This is a genomic window from Pantoea sp. CTOTU49201 (genome assembly GCF_032054795.1).
GTDB classification, from domain to species: Bacteria; Pseudomonadota; Gammaproteobacteria; order Enterobacterales; family Enterobacteriaceae; genus Pantoea; species Pantoea symbiotica.
On the sequence record NZ_DAMBSA010000538.1, the window covers coordinates 1 to 2,495 of the forward strand.

Here is a 2,495-nt window from a genome sequence, read left to right on the forward strand (position 1 = left end):
GAGCGCTGAGGAATCCACGATCATCGCGTTCATGCCGCCGGTTTCAGCGATCAGCGGCGTTGGACGCCCCTGAGGATCGAGACGACCGGCCAGATTGCGCTGCAGCAGCGTTGCTACCGCCGTTGAACCGGTAAACATCACGCCGCGCACGCGCTCGTCGCCAGTCAGTTGCGCGCCCACGGTTTCGCCCTGGCCCGGCAACAGTTGCAGCACGCCAGCCGGTACGCCGGCATCCAGCAGAATTTGCACCGCCTGCGCGGCGATTAGCGGAGTTTGCTCTGCCGGTTTCGCCAGCACGCTGTTACCGGCTGCCAATGCTGCGGCAACTTGTCCGGCAAAGATTGCCAGCGGGAAGTTCCACGGACTGATGCACACTACAGGACCCAGCGGGCGGTGGGTTTCGTTATCGAAATCGTCGCGTACCATGCCCGCGTAGTAGTAGAGGAAATCGACCGCTTCACGCACTTCGGCGATGGCGTTGTTGTAGGTTTTACCGGCTTCACGCACCAGCAAGCCAATCAGCTGCTGCATCTGGCCTTCCATCGCTTCGGCAGCACGTTCCAGAATCGCGGCGCGCTCCTGCGGCGGCGTGGCGAACCAGATTGGACCGGCATTCACCGCCGCATCCAGCGCATCTGACACTTCGGCTTCGGTGGCTTCACGCACGCTGCCCACCACATCCGCTGGCGCGGCAGGGTTGAGCACTGGACGGCTGACGCCTTCACCTAATTCACCTTCCACCAGCGGCTGAGCAATCCACGGCTGGCTGGCGCTGTTAAGCAGGGCGCTGGAGAGTGACGCCAGACGATGTTCGTTGGCCATATCCAGACCAGCGGAGTTGGCGCGCTTGGCACCATACAGATCGCGCGGCAGCGGGATTTTCGGATGCGGTAAACCCACCGCGCCTTCCGCGACGCCCATCTTCTCCACGGCGGCAACCGGATCGGCGACTAACTCATCCAGCGGCAAGGTGTTATCGGCGATACGGTTAACGAAGGAGGTATTCGCTCCGTTCTCCAGCAGACGACGCACCAGATACGCCAGCAGCGTTTCGTGGGTGCCGACCGGTGCATAAATACGGCACGGACGATTCAGTTTGCCATCAGCAACTTTGCCCACTACCTGCTCGTACAGCGGTTCGCCCATGCCGTGCAGGCACTGGAATTCGTACTGGCCTGGATAGTAGTTGTTGCCCGCCAACTGGTAAATTGCTGCCAGCGTGTGCGCGTTGTGGGTAGCAAACTGCGGATAGATCAGGTTTGGCACCGCCAGCAGTTTGCGTGCGCAGGCCAGATAGGAGATGTCGGTGTACACCTTGCGGGTGTAAACCGGATAGCCTTCCAGACCATCAATCTGCGCGCGCTTGATTTCGCTGTCCCAATACGCGCCTTTTACCAGGCGGATCATTAGGCGGCGACGGCTGCGTTGTGCCAGGTCGATCAGCGAATCAATCACAAACGGACAGCGCTTTTGATACGCCTGAATCACAAAGCCGATGCCATTCCAGCCTTCCAGCTCTGGTTCGAAACAAAGTTTTTCCAGCAGGTCGAGCGACAGCTCAAGGCGGTCGGCTTCTTCCGCATCAATGTTGATACCGATGTCATACGAGCGTGCCAGCAGCGTCAGGGATTTGAGGATGGGATAGAGCTCGTCCATCACGCGTTCATACTGCGCGCGGCTGTAGCGCGGATGCAGCGCCGACAGTTTAATCGAGATGCCTGGACCTTCATAAATACCGCGACCATTCGAGGCTTTGCCGATGGCGTGAATCGCCTGCTGGTAGGAAACCAGATAGGCTTTGGCATCGCTGGCGGTCAGCGCCGCTTCACCCAGCATGTCGTAAGAGTAACGGAAACCTTTCTCTTCCAGCTTGCGCGCATTGGCCAGCGCTTCGGCGATGGTTTCACCGGTAACAAACTGCTCGCCCATCAGGCGCATCGCCATATCCACGCCTTTACGGATCAGCGGTTCGCCGCTCTTGCCGATAATGCGATTGAGCGAACGTGACAGGTTAGCTTCGTTGTGGGTAGAAACCAGACGGCCGGTAAACAGCAAGCCCCAGGTCGCGGCGTTAACAAACATCGATGGGCTGCGGCCCAGATGCGACTGCCAGTTGCCGTTGCTGATCTTGTCGCGGATTAACGCATCACGCGTCGGTTTATCCGGAATACGCAGCAGCGCTTCCGCCAGGCACATCAGCGCCACACCTTCTTGTGAGGAGAGCGAGAACTCTTGCAACAAACTTTGCACCATGCCCGCGCGGCCGGTTGCACCTTTCTGGTGCCGCAACTTGTCGGCGAGGCTGTAAGCCAGCTGATGGGTTTTCTCTGCCAGCGGGGCAGGGAGACGCGCTTGCTCCAGTAGCATCGGTACGGCATCAGTCTCGGGACGACGCCACGCGGCAGTGATCGCCGAACGCGTTACCGACTGCGGCAAAATATGTTCTGCGAAGTCGAGGAAAGGCTGCAGTGACTCTTCTGGCACGCCTTCATCAG

Annotated in this window: 1 protein-coding gene; it reads right to left on the reverse strand. The window is 59.4% G+C overall.

Annotation, left to right across the window (positions count from 1 at the left end; translation table 11 throughout):
- Positions 1-2,495: bifunctional proline dehydrogenase/L-glutamate gamma-semialdehyde dehydrogenase PutA (gene putA / locus RTY00_RS23435; RefSeq protein WP_312666563.1), on the reverse strand; the 2,495-nt coding region annotated here is incomplete at both ends.